Here is a 12,662-nt window from a genome sequence, read left to right as displayed (position 1 = left end):
ATGATTTCCTCTTTAATTTTTCAATTGAATATGGTTAATATGGAAAACAAGTCTTTGATTACGTAGAGTCTTGGGTGCTAAGAATCCTTCAAACACTGCCTCAGCTCCTAAATCCATTTGCTCTAGATCCTTTTGTATCGGACCAATTGCTATGGCTTCAACGCTCATCAGGATTTTCCTTGCCACTCCTACCTCGCTTGCTTGGCCGCTATGTTCTAGCTGGCAATGCATCACCGGTATTCCTGCTGGTGTAAATCGAATTGCGTCTTTAGATACCAAGATTGCAGTGAGGGTGAAATGATTCAACGCCGCTCCGCTTCTCTAATACGTTTTCTAGTCTGTGTATTCCTCTTCAAATTTCTAACTTATTCCGCTGCTACAGGAGCTTCGGATTGAGCTGATTTGCGCGCTTCTTCACGTTGCACTTCTTTCATCATGATAGATGGCTCACTTTCAGCCTTCTTAGTCTTGATGATGAGGTGACGCAAAACAGCATCATTAAATTTGAACGCATGCTCGAGCTCTTCCAGAGTTTTCTGGTCGCACTCAATGTTCATGCAAACGTAGTGGGCTTTAGCAAGCTTGTCGATCATGTAAGCCATCTGACGACGACCCCAATCTTCCATGCGATGAATTTTGCCGCCTGCAGCTGCTAATGTAGCTTTGTAGCGATCGATCATCGCGGGCACTTGCTCGCTTTGGTCCGGATGGACGATAAAAACGATTTCATAATGACGCATCTAACACTCCTTAAGGATAAAGTCACCTGAGCGTCTTGCTAACTTCCGATGGTTTTTGAAGTTAGCGCCAGTGTGACAAGGTAGTAACAAATTGTAAGTACTGCTACAACGCTTTTACTGCCGCTTTTCAGCGCTTACCTAATATCAGGCAAGACCGCCATTCTAGCAAAAAAATCCTGCCAAGTCAGGGATTTATCCGCCTTTGCGGCATTTAATGCCAGCTGAAGAGCAATTCGTGCCCTAGGGGCGCAAAGGTTGCCTGCAGTCAAACCCAAGGCGGACTCTTCTTCAATCTTGCCTGCACCAGTGCGAGTGGTTTTGATGATGGCAATGCCTTTGTCTTGGGCCAGCTTTAAAGCCTCGTCCCAGGCTTGATGAAAGCCTCCCAGGCCTGTTCCAGCAAGAACTAAGCCTTGGATCCCCTTGTTGGTCAAAAACTCGATAGTCTCGGAACGAGCACCTGCATGGCTAGTCAAAATCTCCACCCAGGGCCAAAGATCCTGGGGAATAGTTAAATCATCGCCAGATACTTTCTGAATCGCCCTTACCCTAGACATCCAAGACGGATTAACCAAGCCTACTGGACTAGATGGGGAGTCCATTAAGGGTGCATTGAGGGCTGAAGTGTGGCGTTTTGCCAGATCTCGAGCTAGGCAGACCTTGCCTGCAAATACGGCAAAGACCCCTCCAGGACAGTTTTCTGGGGCAGTTGCAGCCCACTTCAGGGCATCTAAAAGGTTTAGGGGGCCATCAGCCTGCGGTGCATTGGCTGGGAGCATGGCTCCAGTCAAAACGACTCTCTTGCCTAAGTTTTCAGCAAGTTTGCCGCAGGTTGCAGCCAAGAAAAATCCTGCCTCCTCAATCGTATCTGTGCCATGGGTAATGACAATCCCTTGAACAGCTGGGTTTTCCAGAGAAGTCTTTACCAGATTACCTAAAAGGGTTAGTAAATCCTCACCTAAATCACGACTATTGATATTGGCGACCTGCTGAGCAAGCAACTTTAAATGTCCTGGAATTGACTCTTGGATCGTCGCCAACAGGGTCTCAATTCCTAATTCGCCCGCCTTGTAAGAGCTTGGATTTTCAGTTGGGTTTGAGGCTAAACCAGCTATGGTTCCGCCCATGCCCAAAACCAGGATATGGGGAGAATTTTCGGCTTTAACTTGATTTGAACTCACCATTCCATTATCCACCGCCAAAAGTCCTTGAAATATCAAATAGTGCTGTATACAATCCCAGTATGGACATAAACACAGTCGATTTTCCTGAGGAGCTGACTGCCCTCCCCAAACTCACCTCACGCCAGAGTGAGATTTTAGAATTAATCTCCAAAGCGATCGATGAGAGTGGCTCACCACCCACTCGCGCAGAAATTGCAACCCAATTGGGTTTTGCCTCTGCTAATGCCGCTGAAGAACATCTTCGTGCGCTTGCAAAAAAAGGTTATATCGAATTAACACCAGGCACTTCTCGCGGCATTCGGATTCCACAACGTTTCAATCAAACGCATCACACCAATCAGTATCGCCAGATGTCATTGCCGTCAGGTGCACTACAACAACTCACTCTTCCTTTAATTGGCCGCGTTGCTGCTGGTTCGCCAATCATGGCCATAGAGCATATTGAAAAACAAATTCCCGTTGATCCGAGCTTATTTAGCAAAAGTGCTGATTATCTATTGAAGGTGGTGGGCATGAGTATGCGTGACGCCGGAATTTTGGATGGCGACTATTTAGCCGTTCGAAAAACTACTGAAGTGCGCAATGGCGATATTGTGGTTGCACGCCTTGATGATGAGGTCACCGTGAAGCGCTGGAATCAAAAGAAAACTGCTAACGGTATGGTGATAGAACTACAGGCCGAGAACCCTGACTTTAAAAATATTCTCGTAGATAGCCGTCAACCTAACTTCGCTATTGAGGGTCAGGCCGTTGGACTCATTAGGGCTGGTGGGCTTTAAGCAGCCCCCATAAAGCAAAAGGCCTCCACTGGAGGCCTTTTTTATTAAGCGAGCTTAAATCACTTACGGCTTGGAGCTACTACGTTTGCATTCTTCGGAGATGAAGTAATGATGATCAAGGTCTTGGGTCCAGTGAAAGGGCCCTCATTAATCTCTACTGTAGCGGTACGATCACCTTTGGTGAAAACCAAAATACTCGTTTTAGATTTCACTGCACTAATCGTTGTCCAACCAGCCCTTGGATATTCAGATTGAAAGAACGCATAAATATCGGTTGGTGTTTGTACACCAGATAACAACACACGACCTACCCAGTTATCGCCACGACCAATGATTAAAGAATCTGAGCCAATAATCTTTGAAGCGGCTGGTAATGGCATATCGCCTAGAAGTTGAGTCTGAGTCTCCTGAACCTCATTAGCAGTTCCAGTAGGAGAGTCTCCAGAGCTGGCGCAAGCGCCTAGAAAGGCAGACAAGCACAATGCCAGCGTTCCGACTTTAAGATGATGAAGATTGATCATTTTTTGCTTTACCTAGTGAATGAGTATTGCTTACATTACTTGAAAGTATTTTAGGGGATGCCCCCATTTCGTCAAGCGAAATTACTGGAGGCGCGTGAGGGAATCGAACCCCCGTACGAAGCTTTGCAGGCTCCTGCCTAACCACTCGGCCAACGCGCCAGATACTTAAATCAAAAATGGGAAGCTTTTCAGGGCTTCCCATCGAACTTGGAGCGGGAAAGGAGGTTCGAACTCCCGACCTATACCTTGGCAAGGTATCGCTCTACCAGCTGAGCTATTCCCGCATAACAGGGCGACAGTTTAACAAACAATCGAAGAGAAAGCATTATTCCCTTAAAAGGCTTAGCTGGCTGGGCTTTTTAGAATTTAATCAATCTTGCCAGCCAATTGTGGCAAGGCCTTTTTCATGTAATAGAACATGGACCAGAGTGTTAAAAACGAAGCCACCCAAATCAGCCAAGTACCAATTCTGGCGCAGTCCAACCACCCAAATAAGGTGTCATTGAGCAATAAAAATGAAATGGCCACCAATTGCGCTGTCGTTTTTAATTTCCCGACCATATGAACTGCCACGCTTTTGCCAGCACCTAATAAAGCCATCCACTCTCGCAAAGCAGAGATCGTAATTTCTCGTCCAATAATGATGAGGGCAACCCAGACCTGAACACGATCCATGTTCAGCAGAACCAATAATGCTGCCGCCACAATGAGTTTATCTGCAACCGGATCTAAAAATTGTCCAAAGGCAGATTCTTGCTGCATACGCCTCGCCAAAAATCCATCCAACCAATCGGTGAGCGCAGCAAAGACAAAGATCACAGTTGCGATGACATTCTTCTCGAGAGGTGTTAACCATGTCCCGGGGAGATAGAAGATTGCAATGAGCAATGGAATTGCTGCAACTCGTAACCAGGTTAGGGCAATGGGTAGATTAAATGGCATATATCAAGGATAAACTAAGTGGGTGACAAATTTACTAGTGGAGTTGGCGATAGATTTGCTCGGCAAGAGTGAGTGAGACTCCTTCCACGCTAGCAATCTCTTCGATACTCGCATTAGCAACCCCTTTAATCCGCCAAAACGGGCTAATAGCTTTTGACGTCGCTTGGCACCAATACCTTCAATCTCCTCCAAGCGAGAGACTGTTCTTGCCTTGGCTCGCTTAGCACGCATTCCAGTGATTGCAAAACGATGGGCCTCATCTCGAATCTGCGCAACTAATAATAAAGCGGCGCTATCAATTCCGAGCTCTAAGGCTTTTCTCCCATCGGCAAAGATCAGTGTTTCTAAGCCTACCTTACGCCCCTCACCTTTAGCTACTCCCACAATGAGACCTACATCCATCCCGAATTCTGTGAGAACTTGTCTTGCCATCTCCACCTGCCCTTTACCGCCATCAATCAAAATGACTTGCGGGATTCTATCTACCGGAAGCTCTTGAAAGTTGGCATAGCGTCTTTGCAATACTTGTCGCATAGCAGCGTAGTCGTCACCCGGGGTAATGTCGGTGATGTTAAAACGGCGATACTCGCTAGACTGCATCGCATTCTTTGCATAAACCACACAAGAGGCTTGAGTTGCCTCACCAGAGGTATGGCTAATATCAAAACATTCGATTCGCAATTGCTCAAGGCTTTCTAAATCTAGCGCCAAAATATCTGCTAACGCCCGCGCTCTCGCTAACTGGCCACCAGTCTCAACTAAGCGCTTAGTCAGGGCAATCTTGGCATTACCCTCAGCCATTGCGAGCCAGTGCCGCCTTTGTCCTTGGGGTTGATGTAAGAAGGTGATTTTTCTGCCAGCTTGTGCATTTAATAACTCATGTAAACCTTCAGGAGGTGCGTCACTGAGCTTAGAGACATCATCACTGATCGATTGCAGGGCATGATTTAAAACGAGTACGGGTGGAATTAAATGCGTCGTTGCTCCAGTAGCCGCCTCATCCATATTTTCTTCTAAATAATGTTGTGCAATAAAGGCCTCCAGAATTTCTGGGGGTGATGGCAACTCGCCAGAGGTGGTTCGCAATCCCTTGGGGAAGTAAGCTCTGTCGCCCAGGTGACGACCACCTCGCACCATGGCCAAATTCACGCAAACCATTCCCTCCATTTGTGCAACAGCAATCACATCAACATCACACTCACCTTCAGCTACGGTATCCATAGCCTGTTGCTGCAAAACACTCGAGAGATCAGTAATGCGGTCTCGTAGCACGGCTGCCATTTCAAATTCCATGGCTTCGCTGTGGACATGCATTTCTTTTTCAAGCTCTGATAGCACCCGGCTATGGTCGCCCTCTAAAAAGCGGGTTGCTTGAGCCACATCTTGACCGTACTGTTCTACGCTCAGCCTGCCAACACAAGGGGCACTGCAACGATGAATTTGATGAAGCAAGCAAGGGCGACTTCGATTCTTAAAGACAGAGTCTTCGCAGGTTCGTAGACGAAACACTTTTTGCAAAATCTGCACACTATTACGTACTGCCCAAGAATTTGGGAAAGGTCCGAAATAATGATTGCGCTTATCTGTCTTGCCACGATAAGAAGCCAGCCTAGGGAACTGATGGCCCGTCAACATCACATAGGGATAAGACTTATCATCTCTAAATAGAATATTGAATGGTGGAGCTAATTCTTTAATGAGATTGTTCTCTAGAATGAGTGCTTCGGTTTCGGTCCGTGTTACTGTTGTTTCATAGCGGGCGATTTTGCCCACCATGAGTGCTATGCGTGGAGAAAGTTGTTTGCTCTGAAAATAACTAGAAACCCGTTTTTTGAGGTGGCGAGCTTTACCGACATACAGAATATGCCCTGCTTCATCAAAGAAGCGATACACCCCCGGCAATCCGGGTAGCCGTTTAACGTCTTGCTGAAGGTTTTCAAAAGAAGAATTACTCATGCGTTGGGATATTTTCTGCCAAATCGTAGACAACTATGGTGATGCCGGTATTTGCTGGCGTCTAGCCCGAAGCTTATCAAGTCTTCATGGCCAAGAAGTACGCATTTTCTGCAATGACTTGCCAACCCTTAATTTACTCGCTTCTGGCAGTAATGAAGCGCTAGCTCACAAAATTGATCTACAACCCTGGGAGGCAAGCTATAGCAATGCAAGGCATCCTGTGCAAACCCCAGATGTCGTGATTGAAGCTTTTGGCTGTGATTTACCAGAGCGCTACCTTGCAGGGCTCTTCATTGCTCCTGTAAAACCGATCATTATCAATTTAGAGTATCTCAGCGCCGAACCCTGGATTAGCGAATTTCATGCAAAGGCATCACCACAATCACACGGTATTCCAAAGTATTTTTTCTTCCCAGGTTTTCAAGATGATGTTGGTGGACTCTTACTAGACCCCATTCCTCCCGATGGATCAGAGGTTACCCATCTCATTCCCAAGAGCCTAAAATCGATCTGGTTAAAACTACGCCCCCAAGCAAAACGCATCAGTATTTTTTGCTACCCTGGAGCTCCCTTACGTAAATGGCTTGAAGACTTAGGCAATCTTGGAGAAAGTGTTGATGTATTACTTGCCCATGGTCATGCAGAGCTAATTAATTTTTATAGTGAAAAACCGCTTGAACTACCTGCAAACATCCAACTCTTCTCGATGCCATTTGTATCGCAAGATGAATATGACTGGGTACTCTCACAATGCGACTTCAATATTGTGCGAGGTGAAGATTCATTTATCCGCGCCCAACTTGCTGGCAAACCATTTATTTGGCATATCTACCCCCAAGAAGATCGAGCTCACGAAGTCAAATTGGCAGCCTTTTTAGATTTGTACCTCAATAATGCTAGCCAAGAACTCAAATTAGCCACTATTGCGGCAATGACCTGGGCGATGCCTAGTTCATGGTTTAAATCCCTAAATGACTGGCATGGCCATTCCAAAGCCTGGCGTGCGCACTTACTCAAAACGCAGGGGGATGGCGGTCTAGCCGCACGCCTAGTGCGCTTTATAGTCTAAGCGCAGCAATAAAGGCCTACGGGCGGTTACAATCTTGTTTTTGATAAAAACCGCAGAAAAATCACTCTGCACCCAGGAATAGCACGATGAAAACAGCACAAGAACTCCGCGTTGGTAACGTAGTCATGATCGGCAGCGATGCCATGGTCGTTTTAAAAGCCGAATACAGCCGCTCAGGACGTAACTCCTCAGTTGTGAAAATGAAATTTAAAAACTTATTAACTAGCGCACCGAATGAAGGTGTTTATAAAGCCGATGATAAGTTTGATGTTGTCATTCTCGAAAAGAAAGACTGCACGTATTCTTATTTCGCGGATCCAATGTATGTATTCATGGATGGTGACTACAACCAGTATGAAGTTGAAGCTGAATTCATGGGTGATGCATTAAATTACCTCGAAGAAAGCATGCCATGTGAAGTAGTGTTCTACGAAGGTAAGGCACTTTCAGTAGCCATGCCAAACTCACTCGTTCGTGAAATCATTTACACAGAACCTGCTGTTAAAGGCGATACCAGCTCAGGTAAAGTACTAAAGAACGCAAAACTGGCTACTGGCTATGAATTGCAAGTTCCTTTGTTCTGCAACACTGGTGACAAGATCGAGATCGATACTCGCACCGGTGAATATCGTAGCCGCGCTAACTAAGTAAAATATTGAGTAGCAAACTCAAAAACAAAAGCCCGGTACGCCGGGCTTTTTTATTTCTCTATGAAGGTGAGGAGCACTTAAGCAATTAACTTCATCTGCTTGAGTAATCCCTTAGCGTGTTGATACTCCGCTTCATCCTGTAACTCATCCCACGATAAAGCAACCGACTTTGGCATCAAGCGATTCAGGCGAGTAGCAGATTCAGACTGTTTGGCTTTAGAGACCTTAAGTTTTTCAAGCAATTGATCCGCTAAATCTGGGCGATTGCAAATGAGGACAGCATCACAACCGGCATTGAGGGCCAACTCAGCACCCTTCACTACAGAGCCTGCAACACTAGCGCCCTCCATTGAGAGATCATCACTGAAGATCACACCCTCAAATCCCAATTCTTGACGCAAGATGGAGTGTAGCCAGACATTAGAAAATCCCGCAGGATTCTTATCTACCTTAGGATAAATCACATGCGCGGGCATGACGGCTGCCAGACTGAGATCTAACCACTCATAAGGCTTGGCATCATCGTTCAGAATCTGGGCCAAAGACCGCTCATCTACCGGAATAGCCACATGAGAATCTGCTTCTGCCCAACCATGCCCTGGAAAATGTTTGCCGCAATTGGCCATATCAGCTAAGCGCAAGCCTTCGTTCAAACTCTTTGCTAAGGCAAACACAATTTGTGGATCACGACTAAATGAACGATCGCCGATGATCCTACTGCGACCAAAATCTAAATCCAAAACTGGCGTGAAACTAAAATCCACACCACAAGCGCGCAACTCGGCAGCCAAAATATAGCCACAGGCAGTAGCAGCCGCCATCGCAAGCGCAGCAGACTCGGCTGCATGGCTCGAATTACTCTTAGCACCCCAAAGCTCGCCGAGCTTGCGCATTGCTGGAAGATAGGTAAAGCCATCAGCCTTACAACGCTGCACTCGACCACCCTCATGATCAATAGAAATCAATACATCAGGGCGCAATTTTTTGATATCAGCAGTGAGTTTGGTCAGTTGTTTACGGTTGGCAAAGTTTCTGCCAAATAAGATGACGCCACCAGTCAAAGGATCTAAGATACGACGACGATCTTCAGCATTTAAGACCTGGCCCACTACATCTAATGTGACTGGGCCTGGGTTCATGGTAGATTTACTCATCTCTTCCTCTGTATATTCCAAATGTCTGATGTTTACTTTTGAGTAACGATGACATGGGCAATCGCCATATCCTGTTCATCGCTCACAGTAACGTGAGCTTCCCAATTCTTTTCTGCCATAAATTTGGCCAGCGCACCCAAATAAGAAGTGACCGGCTTACCACTTGGCTCATTTAAGGTTTGCAATGAACGCCAGGTCATAGGCATTCTTATTCCCAGGCCAATAGCTTTAGAGAAAGCCTCTTTAGCAGCAAAGCGAGTCGCCAAGAAAGCAATGCCTCGCTTGTGATTTCTGGCAAGGCGCTGTTTAAATACCAAGATCTCATCAGGACCCAAAATTCTCTCAGCTAAGCGGCCATTAGTCCGATCGTAAGCCGCTTGTAAGCGTTCGATCTGCAGAATATCTGTACCAATGCCAATGATCATGTTTACTTTTTTAACTTATGAGTTAGCTCGACCCTGAATCATCAGGATCTTCATATCGGTAATGGCTTTTTGCCACCCCTTAAACAAGGCTTCAGCCACAATGGCATGACCAATATTGAGCTCGGACAACTCGGCAATAGCTGCAATTGACATGACATTACTTTCATGAAGACCATGGCCAGCATTGACTCGCAGCCCGATACTTTTCCCAAACTGAGCTGCCTTACGAATACGCTCTAACTCTGTCGCCTGATCTGCGCCAGATAAGTCAGCATAACGACCAGTATGCAATTCCACTACTGTGGCTCCAATATCTTTTGCCGCTTGAATTTGTTTTTCTTCTGGATCAATGAATAGCGATACCCGAATACCCGCCTCTTGCAATTGCTTTGTAGCAGCCTTCACCGCCTCAAAGTATCCCAATACATCTAAACCACCTTCAGTAGTCACTTCCGCTCTCTTCTCCGGTACCAAGCACACATCGTGTGGCCTTACTTTGCAAGCAATGCTAATCATTTCAGGAGTCACTGCGCACTCGAGGTTCATGCGCGTTTTGATAAGTGGACGCAGCGCGAATAGATCTGCATCTTTAATATGACGGCGATCCTCACGCAAATGCAGAGTAATTAAATCGGCGCCAGCCTCTTCAGCTAATTGTGCTGCTTTGATAGGATCTGGATAGACTGTCCCACGGGCATTACGCAAGGTGGCTACGTGATCGATATTGATACCGAGTTCTAGGGCTTGGGTTGTCATAGCTGTAGATTACTAGATTTTTTTGAGATCAATCAGAATTTGCCTGGTGGTCAAAACCTGATCTTGTAGATGCAAACCAAGCAGGAAACGCATCAATTGCTTACTCTCTGACAATGTTTCTGGGTCTGAAAAATCCCCAGCTGCAATAGCGAGCAAAGATTTGCCGGTTAAGACTGGCCAATGCCCTGGATCATCCCCTTGAACTGGACGAATCCCACGCTCAGGCTGATAAACATACTGGATTTTAGCATCGGGCAACTCATTGGTTTCAACGCAGCGATCCAAAGCAGCTGCATAACCCGTCTCTTGCAGGAGTGATAACTCAAATGGGCGCAAAATTTCTTCTAGGCCCTTAGATTCAAATTCGAGATTCGATAAGGCATTAATCGTTTCTGTATATCGATCATAGAGTTTTTCGTAATCGTCTTCACGCGCTAAAAACTTGACAAGCAATTCATTGAGATAGAAACCACAAAGCAATGCATCGCCGACTAATGAAGGCATCCCACCCACCCACTCAGACTTAGTGAGTGTGCGTAGCTCTGACTTGCCGCTCCAAGAAACCAAGAGGGGTTGAAAGCGTTGCAATACTGGACGCAATGTGGAGTGTGGACGCTTCGCGCCCTTAGCAATTAGGGCCATGCGGCCATACTGCCGTGTAAAGACATCCAGAATTAAGCTAGTTTCTTTATAAGGAATACTATGCAATACAAACGCAGGCTCGTCAGCAATACGAATCGAGGCCATGAAGATTTACTCTAAACCCTGCGCCCGTAATTCAGCGCGATCATCTGCCCAGCCCCGCTTCACTTTGACCCAAGTCTCTAAAAAGACTTTGCCATCAAAGAGCTTTTCCATATCAATCCGGGCATCCGTAGAAATCTTCTTCAATCGCTCACCCTTGGCGCCAATGATCATCGCTTTATGGCTATCACGATCAACCAAAATAGTTGCCGCGATACGGCGCATCTTGCCATCCATCTTAAATTGATCAATCACTACTGTGCTGGTGTAAGGCAACTCTTCACCAGTGAAACGGAAGACCTTCTCGCGCAGAATTTCCGCGGCGAGGAAACGCTCACTACGATCAGTAATAGTATCGCCGTCGTAGACAGCTGGTGCTTCAGGCAAATACTCCTCTAAGACATCTAAGAGTCTTTGAATATCGCCAGGGCTTTTAGCGCTCATTGGCACAATTTCTGAAAATTCCGACTTTTGATCTTCGTGGCCACCTAACTCATGCCATGGCCGCGACATATCCTTCATAAAGTTGAGTAAAGCTTGGTCACGCTCAGACGGCGTCTGAAAGCGGCTATTAAAAAGATCAAGTTTATTTAGAACCAGCACTATTGGCAAATCAGCTGGTAGTAGTTGTAAAACTTTTTTATCGTCTTCACCAAAATATCCAGCCTCAACCACAAAGCAGGCCACATTGACGTCCTGCAGGGCAGTTGTCACTGTGCGGTTCAGCGCCTTGTTAAGGGTATTTATCAAACGCGTCTGAAAACCAGGCGTATCAATAAAAATAAATTGCGCCTCTTCACGATTCTGAATCCCCAAGATACGGTGGCGTGTTGTTTGAGCCTTACGAGAAGTAATGCTAATCTTTTGACCAACCAAAGCATTAAGCAGTGTTGATTTGCCCATATTGGGACGCCCAACAATGGCGATAGTGCCGCATCTAAACACGATTAGCCCTTCAGCTTCAAATTTAACTGCTCTTCGGCCACTTCTTTTTTAGCTGCTTTTTTCTTAGCGGACCGAGTTTTCTTAGGCTTACGAGATTCCTGTGGCAAAGCCTTTAGGGCTGCTAGTAAAGCAGCTTTAGCAGCAGACTGTTCAGCCGCTCGGCGAGATGCGCCACCACCTTTTACTGATACCTTCAAACTCGGAATCAAGCATTCCACTTCAAATTGCTGGTTATGAGCAGCGCCAGTAGTGCCAGTGACGTTATAAGTAGGTAGAGGTAATTGATAGCTCTGTAAACATTCTTGCAAGAGTGTTTTGTCATCCTTACCTAGAGTCTTTGGGTCAACTTGTGCAAGGATGATCAAATACAACTTTCGCAGACACCCTTTTGCTGCATCAAATCCGCCATCTAAAAAGATAGCGCCAGTTACTGCTTCTAAAGTGTCGGCCAAAATGGAGGGGCGACGAAAGCCGCCGCTCTTGAGCTCCCCCTCACCCAGACGCAAATAATCCGATAAGGACAGAGTTTGTGCAATCTCATATAAGGCTTGCTGTTTGACTAAATTAGCCCGAACGCGAGAGAGATCACCCTCATCTAAATCGGAGTAACGCTCATACAGTAAATCTGCAACTACGCAATTGAGAATCGAGTCACCCAAGAACTCCAAACGCTCGTTATTCTTCTTGCTATGACTACGGTGAGTCAAGGCTTGATGCAAGAGCTCAGGCTTCTTAAAGGTATAGCCAAGCTGCTCTTGTAGTGGTGCGGTTTCAATAACGGCGCGCGCGTTCATGAT

General features: G+C 46.2%; 14 protein-coding genes, 2 tRNA genes and 1 pseudogene. 3 read left to right on the top strand and 14 right to left on the bottom strand.

The genetic code is table 11. The features are described 5' to 3' along the window. Positions 1–12 precede the first annotated feature (12 nt). The 3 genes from priB to CBI31_RS00575 form a co-directional block, all read right to left on the bottom strand. Complete coding sequence (gene priB, locus CBI31_RS00585) at positions 13–306, bottom strand: primosomal replication protein N (RefSeq protein WP_088524492.1); 294 nt, start codon at positions 304–306, stop codon at positions 13–15. Positions 307–365: 59 nt separating this feature from the next. Further along, positions 366–740, bottom strand: coding sequence for a 30S ribosomal protein S6 (gene rpsF / locus CBI31_RS00580; RefSeq protein WP_088524491.1), 375 nt, complete (start codon positions 738–740; stop codon positions 366–368). 134 nt (positions 741–874) lie between these two features. Continuing rightward, positions 875–1,924, bottom strand: a complete 1,050-nt coding sequence (locus CBI31_RS00575) for an asparaginase (RefSeq protein ID WP_088524490.1) — start codon at positions 1,922–1,924, stop codon at positions 875–877. A gap of 59 nt (positions 1,925–1,983) precedes the next feature. On the opposite strand from CBI31_RS00575, the gene lexA reads away from it, so the two are divergent. After that, positions 1,984–2,703: a transcriptional repressor LexA gene (gene lexA / locus CBI31_RS00570; protein ID WP_088524489.1), complete on the top strand. Its 720-nt coding sequence runs from the start codon at positions 1,984–1,986 to the stop codon at positions 2,701–2,703. Positions 2,704–2,762: 59 nt separating this feature from the next. On the opposite strand, the gene CBI31_RS00565 is transcribed toward lexA, so the two are convergent. The 5 genes and pseudogenes from CBI31_RS00565 to uvrC all read right to left on the bottom strand — a co-directional run bounded on the left by CBI31_RS00565 (position 2,763) and on the right by uvrC (position 6,122). After that, positions 2,763–3,224: a hypothetical protein gene (locus tag CBI31_RS00565; protein WP_088524488.1), complete on the bottom strand. Its 462-nt coding sequence runs from the start codon at positions 3,222–3,224 to the stop codon at positions 2,763–2,765. Positions 3,225–3,309: 85 nt separating this feature from the next. After that, positions 3,310–3,383, bottom strand: a tRNA-Cys gene (locus tag CBI31_RS00560). Between the two features lie 49 nt (positions 3,384–3,432). Further along, positions 3,433–3,508, bottom strand: a tRNA-Gly gene (locus tag CBI31_RS00555). 82 nt (positions 3,509–3,590) lie between these two features. After that, entirely contained in the window at positions 3,591–4,166 is a 576-nt protein-coding gene (pgsA, locus tag CBI31_RS00550; protein ID WP_088524487.1) for a CDP-diacylglycerol--glycerol-3-phosphate 3-phosphatidyltransferase, read from the bottom strand. A gap of 34 nt (positions 4,167–4,200) precedes the next feature. Continuing rightward, positions 4,201–6,122 (bottom strand): annotated as a pseudogene (gene uvrC, locus CBI31_RS00545) (excinuclease ABC subunit UvrC). Here uvrC and earP point away from each other — a divergent pair. Further along, on the top strand, positions 6,121–7,191 hold the full coding sequence (earP, locus tag CBI31_RS00540; protein WP_088524486.1) for an elongation factor P maturation arginine rhamnosyltransferase EarP: 1,071 nt from the start codon (positions 6,121–6,123) through the stop codon (positions 7,189–7,191). The pseudogene uvrC and the gene earP overlap by 2 nt on opposite strands. An 86-nt stretch (positions 7,192–7,277) precedes the next feature. Then, positions 7,278–7,838, top strand: a complete 561-nt coding sequence (gene efp, locus CBI31_RS00535) for an elongation factor P (RefSeq protein ID WP_088524485.1) — start codon at positions 7,278–7,280, stop codon at positions 7,836–7,838. 80 nt (positions 7,839–7,918) lie between these two features. Here efp and nagZ read toward each other — a convergent pair whose 3' ends face one another. From nagZ to rnc, 6 genes are read right to left on the bottom strand one after another with little or no spacing between them, the layout of a single operon-like run. Further along, the gene (nagZ, locus tag CBI31_RS00530; RefSeq protein ID WP_088524484.1) at positions 7,919–8,995 is read right to left on the bottom strand and encodes a beta-N-acetylhexosaminidase; all 1,077 of its coding nucleotides are present in this window, start codon (positions 8,993–8,995) and stop codon (positions 7,919–7,921) included. A gap of 32 nt (positions 8,996–9,027) precedes the next feature. Further along, complete coding sequence (gene acpS / locus CBI31_RS00525; RefSeq protein ID WP_088524483.1) at positions 9,028–9,420, bottom strand: holo-ACP synthase; 393 nt, start codon at positions 9,418–9,420, stop codon at positions 9,028–9,030. Between the two features lie 15 nt (positions 9,421–9,435). Then, entirely contained in the window at positions 9,436–10,176 is a 741-nt protein-coding gene (pdxJ, locus tag CBI31_RS00520) for a pyridoxine 5'-phosphate synthase (protein WP_088524482.1), read from the bottom strand. Positions 10,177–10,188: 12 nt separating this feature from the next. Beyond that, positions 10,189–10,923 carry a DNA repair protein RecO gene (gene recO, locus CBI31_RS00515; protein WP_088524481.1) on the bottom strand — a complete coding sequence of 245 codons (735 nt, stop codon included), beginning with the start codon at positions 10,921–10,923 and terminating at the stop codon, positions 10,189–10,191. Positions 10,924–10,929: 6 nt separating this feature from the next. Beyond that, the gene (era, locus tag CBI31_RS00510) at positions 10,930–11,865 is read right to left on the bottom strand and encodes a GTPase Era (RefSeq protein WP_088524480.1); all 936 of its coding nucleotides are present in this window, start codon (positions 11,863–11,865) and stop codon (positions 10,930–10,932) included. Between the two features lie 2 nt (positions 11,866–11,867). Beyond that, entirely contained in the window at positions 11,868–12,659 is a 792-nt protein-coding gene (rnc, locus tag CBI31_RS00505; RefSeq protein WP_088524479.1) for a ribonuclease III, read from the bottom strand. Positions 12,660–12,662: the final 3 nt, after the last annotated feature.

Origin of the sequence: Polynucleobacter campilacus, assembly GCF_002206625.1 — a bacterium.
Taxonomy (GTDB): Bacteria; Pseudomonadota; Gammaproteobacteria; order Burkholderiales; family Burkholderiaceae; genus Polynucleobacter; species Polynucleobacter campilacus.
Note: the sequence above shows the minus strand (reverse complement) of the source record. Positions and strands in the feature narration are given on the sequence as shown.

Coding starts and splice junctions, on each gene's coding strand:
- rpsF (WP_088524491.1), bottom strand. CDS start 740: ATGCGTCATTATGAAATCGTTTTTATCGTCCATCCGGACCAAAGCGAG.
- CBI31_RS00575 (WP_088524490.1), bottom strand. CDS start 1,924: ATGGTGAGTTCAAATCAAGTTAAAGCCGAAAATTCTCCCCATATCCTG.
- lexA (WP_088524489.1), top strand. CDS start 1,984: ATGGACATAAACACAGTCGATTTTCCTGAGGAGCTGACTGCCCTCCCC.
- CBI31_RS00565 (WP_088524488.1), bottom strand. CDS start 3,224: ATGATCAATCTTCATCATCTTAAAGTCGGAACGCTGGCATTGTGCTTG.
- pgsA (WP_088524487.1), bottom strand. CDS start 4,166: ATGCCATTTAATCTACCCATTGCCCTAACCTGGTTACGAGTTGCAGCA.
- earP (WP_088524486.1), top strand. CDS start 6,121: ATGCGTTGGGATATTTTCTGCCAAATCGTAGACAACTATGGTGATGCC.
- efp (WP_088524485.1), top strand. CDS start 7,278: ATGAAAACAGCACAAGAACTCCGCGTTGGTAACGTAGTCATGATCGGC.
- nagZ (WP_088524484.1), bottom strand. CDS start 8,995: ATGAGTAAATCTACCATGAACCCAGGCCCAGTCACATTAGATGTAGTG.
- acpS (WP_088524483.1), bottom strand. CDS start 9,420: ATGATCATTGGCATTGGTACAGATATTCTGCAGATCGAACGCTTACAA.
- pdxJ (WP_088524482.1), bottom strand. CDS start 10,176: ATGACAACCCAAGCCCTAGAACTCGGTATCAATATCGATCACGTAGCC.
- recO (WP_088524481.1), bottom strand. CDS start 10,923: ATGGCCTCGATTCGTATTGCTGACGAGCCTGCGTTTGTATTGCATAGT.
- rnc (WP_088524479.1), bottom strand. CDS start 12,659: ATGAACGCGCGCGCCGTTATTGAAACCGCACCACTACAAGAGCAGCTT.